The sequence below is a fragment of the Brevundimonas sp. genome, assembly GCF_036400995.1.
Taxonomy (GTDB): domain Bacteria; phylum Pseudomonadota; class Alphaproteobacteria; order Caulobacterales; family Caulobacteraceae; genus Brevundimonas.
The window spans coordinates 1-4287 of the sequence record NZ_DASWWG010000044.1 but is presented as its reverse complement, the minus strand read 5'-3'; the positions used below and the strand labels follow the sequence as shown (position 1 = coordinate 4287).

The 4287-nt window shown below is 66.5% G+C and carries 2 protein-coding genes; one reads left to right on the top strand and one right to left on the bottom strand.

Annotated features, from left to right (window positions below):
• Window positions 1-3867: DNA-directed RNA polymerase subunit beta' (gene rpoC / locus VGE03_RS06175; RefSeq protein WP_331045599.1), on the top strand; the 3867-nt coding region annotated here is incomplete at its 5' end.
• 166 nt (window positions 3868-4033) lie between these two features.
• Here the strand turns inward: rpoC and VGE03_RS06170 are convergent.
• Window positions 4034-4287: hypothetical protein (locus tag VGE03_RS06170; RefSeq protein WP_331045598.1), on the bottom strand; the 254-nt coding region annotated here is incomplete at its 5' end.

Below are 4287 nucleotides of genomic sequence, written 5' to 3'. Positions count from 1 at the left end.
CCGGTCGCCCACATCTGGTTCCTGAAGTCGCTGCCGTCGCGCATCTCGCTGATGCTCGACATGGCGCTGAAGGACGTCGAGCGCGTCCTGTACTTCGAGAACTACATCGTCACCGAGCCGGGCCTGACCCCGCTGAAGCAGAACCAGCTGCTGACGGAAGACGAGTTCTACCGTTACCAGGACGAGTTCGGCGATGACGGCTTCACCGCCGAGATCGGCGCCGAAGCCGTGCGCAACCTGCTGATGGGCATCGACCTGAACGCGGAAGCCGAGAAGCACCGCGCCGAACTGGCCGACAACCCCTCGGAAATGAAGGCCAAGAAGGCCTCCAAGCGCCTGAAGCTGATCGAGGCCTTCCTCGAGAGCGGCAACAAGCCCGAGTGGATGATCCTGACCGTCGTGCCGGTCATCCCGCCGGAACTGCGTCCGCTGGTGCCGCTGGACGGCGGCCGCTTCGCGACCTCGGACCTGAACGACCTGTATCGCCGGGTCATCAACCGGAACAACCGCCTGAAGCGCCTGATCGAGCTGCGCGCGCCGGACATCATCATCCGCAACGAAAAGCGGATGCTGCAGGAATCGGTCGACGCCCTGTTCGACAACGGCCGCCGCGGCCGCGTGATCACGGGCGCCAACAAGCGTCCGCTGAAGTCGCTGGCCGACATGCTGAAGGGCAAGCAGGGCCGCTTCCGTCAGAACCTGCTCGGCAAGCGCGTCGACTACTCGGGCCGTTCGGTCATCACCGTGGGTCCGGAGCTGAAGCTGCACGAGTGCGGCCTGCCGAAGAAGATGGCGCTGGAGCTGTTCAAGCCGTTCATCTACGCGCGTCTGGACGCCAAGGGCCTGTCGGGCACCGTCAAGCAGTCCAAGCGCATGGTCGAGCGCGAGCAGCCGCAGGTGTGGGATATCCTCGACGAGGTCATCCGTGAGCACCCGGTCCTGCTGAACCGCGCGCCGACCCTGCACCGTCTGGGCATCCAGGCGTTCGAGCCGAAGCTGATCGAGGGCAAGGCCATCCGCCTGCACCCGCTGGTCTGTACCGCGTTCAACGCCGACTTCGACGGCGACCAGATGGCCGTGCACGTCCCGCTGAGCCTCGAGGCCCAGCTGGAAGCGCGCGTCCTGATGATGTCGACGAACAACATCCTGTCGCCCGCCAACGGCAAGCCGATCATCGTGCCGTCGCAGGACATCGTCCTGGGCCTGTACTACCTGTCGCTGGTCAAGGACGGGGAAGTCGGCGAAGGCAAGCTGTTCGCCAACATGGGTGAGATCGACGCCGCGCTCGACGCCAAGGCCGTGACGCTGCACACCAAGATCAAGGCCCGCTGGACGGAAATGAACGCCGCCGGCGAGACCGTGACCAAGGTCATCGACTCGACCCCGGGCCGGATGAAGCTGGGCGCCCTGCTCCCGCACAACCCGAACATCGGCTACCGCCTGCTCGAGAAGAACCTGACCAAGAAGGAAATCGGGAACCTGATCGATCAGGTCTACCGTCACTGTGGTCAGAAGGCGACGGTCATCTTCGCCGACCAGATGATGCAGCTGGGCTTCCGTGAAGCCGCCAAGGCCGGCATCTCGTTCGGCAAGGACGACATCGTCATTCCGGAAGCCAAGGCCGGTCTGGTCGCGGAAACCCGCACCCAGGTGGAAGAGTACGAGCAGCAGTACGCTGACGGCCTCATCACCAAGGGCGAGAAGTACAACAAGGTCGTCGACGCCTGGGCCAAGGTCACCGACAAGATCGCCGACGCGATGATGGGCGAGATCGCGCAGCCGCGCGTTCTGGCCAAGGGTCAGAACCCGGACATCAACTCGGTGTACATGATGGCCAACTCGGGCGCCCGTGGTTCGCAGGCGCAGATGAAGCAGCTGGGCGGCATGCGGGGCCTGATGGCCAAGCCGTCGGGCGAGATCATCGAGACCCCGATTATCTCGAACTTCAAGGAAGGCCTGACCGTGCTGGAGTACTTCAACTCCACCCACGGCGCCCGTAAGGGTCTGGCTGACACCGCGCTGAAGACCGCCAACTCGGGTTACCTGACCCGCCGTCTGGTGGACGTCGCGCAGGACTCGATCGTCACCGAGGACGACTGCGGCTCGACGCGCGGCATCACCCTGCGCGCCGTGGTCGAAGGCGGCGACGTGCTGGTCTCGCTGGGCCAACGTGTCCTGGGTCGCTACGCGGCCGAGGACATCAAGGAGCCGGGCGGCGACAAGGTCCTGTTCCCCGCGGACACCTATCTGCAGGAAGAGGAAGTCGAGGCCATCGATGCGGCCGGCGTCCAGTCGATCAAGGTCCGTTCGGCCCTGACCTGTGAAGCCGAAGCCGGCATCTGCGCCATGTGCTACGGCCGTGACCTGGCCCGCGGCACCAACGTCAACATCGGCGAAGCCGTGGGCGTCATCGCCGCCCAGTCGATCGGCGAGCCGGGCACCCAGCTGACCATGCGGACCTTCCACATCGGCGGCACCGCGCAGGTGGCGGAAACCTCGTTCTACGAGGCGACCAACGCCGGTACGGCCAAGATCAACGGCCCGGTCGTCAAGGCCGCGCACGGCGATCTGGTGGCCCTGAGCCGCAACGTGACCGTCGTCGTGACCGTGGACGGCAAGGACCGCGAGACCCACAAGGTCCCGTACGGCGCCCGCATCCGCGTCAAGGACGGCGGCGACATCGCCAAGGGTCAACGCCTGGCCGAGTGGGACCCCTACACCACCCCGATCCTCACCGAAGTCGCCGGTACGGTGCGCTTCGAGGACCTGGTGGAAGGTCTGTCGGTCAAGGAAGAGACCGACGAGGCGACCGGTATCGCCCAGCGCGTCGTCAGCGACTGGCGGGCTTCGCCGCGTGGTTCGGACCTGCGTCCGGCCATGGGCGTGACCCAGGGCGACGCCTACGCCAAGCTGGCCTCGGGCTCTGACGCCCGTTACCTGCTGCCCGTGGGCGCGGTTCTGTCCGTTTCGAACGGCGACGAGGTCAAGCCGGGCGAGATCATCGCCCGCGTTCCGACCGAAGGCGCCAAGACCCGCGACATCACCGGCGGTCTGCCGCGCGTCGCCGAACTGTTCGAAGCCCGTCGTCCGAAGGACTGCGCCGTCATCGCCGAAATGGATGGCCGCGTTGAGTTCGGTCGCGACTACAAGAACAAGCGTCGCATCAAGATCACCCCGGAGCCGGATGCCGACGGCAACCAGGCCGAGGCGGTGGAATTCCTGATCCCGAAGGGCAAGCACATCTCCGTCCACGACGGCGATCTGATCCAGAAGGGCGACTACATCATCGACGGCAACCCGGATCCGCACGATCTGCTGCGCATCCAGGGCGTCGAAGCGCTGGCCGAATACCTCGTCAACGAAGTGCAGGAAGTCTACCGCCTGCAGGGCGTGCCGATTAACGACAAGCACATCGAGGTGATCGTCCGTCAGATGCTGCAGAAGGTGGAAGTGCTGGATTCGGGTGAAACCACCCTGATCCGCGGCGACACCGTCGAAGTGGCTGAAGCGGCGCTCGAGAACGCCAAGGTCGAGAAGCGCGGCGGTCGTCTGGCCACCACTCAGCCGGTCCTGCTGGGCATCACCAAGGCGTCGCTGCAGACCCGCAGCTTCATCTCGGCGGCGTCGTTCCAGGAAACCACGCGCGTGCTGACCGACGCCTCGGTCAACGGCAAGCGCGACACCCTGGAAGGCCTGAAGGAAAACGTCATCGTCGGCCGCCTGATCCCGGCCGGTACGGGCGCCTACCTGCGCAGCCTGCAGAAGATCGCTAACGAGCGTGACGCCGAGCTGACGCAAGCCCGCGAAGACGCGGTCGAGCCGCTGCCGGCCGACCTGGCCCTGGAGCTGGAGCAGTCGGAAGGCTGATCCGGGTCACGGACCTGAACTGAAGGAAGGCGGTCCCGGAAACGGGGCCGCCTTTTCTTTTGCCCCTATCGCTCGGCCCGTGGGGCCTCGCTGCCTGAGGGGCGTGTTCCGGCGCTATCGCTCGCCACGCGGCGGCTCGCTGCTTGAGCGCGTGATGGGGGTGTCGCTAGCGGGGACCGTCGCGGCGGGTGCGGAGGTTCTGGCTCGAGTCCGGCTGGAGCGACGGATCCAGATGCGCGCCAGCGACCCCGATGCCGAAGTTCGAGCCCGGTCCGTCCTGAACGCCGGTCACGCCGGTGCCGCCGGACAGGGGGCGGCGGCGCGCCTCATACTGGGCCAGGGCCGCGGCGCCCTCGCGGGCGAAGCGGGCGTCGCGCTCGGGGTCGCCCGTGCCCTCGATCGGCGCGGCGGCGGCGGCGC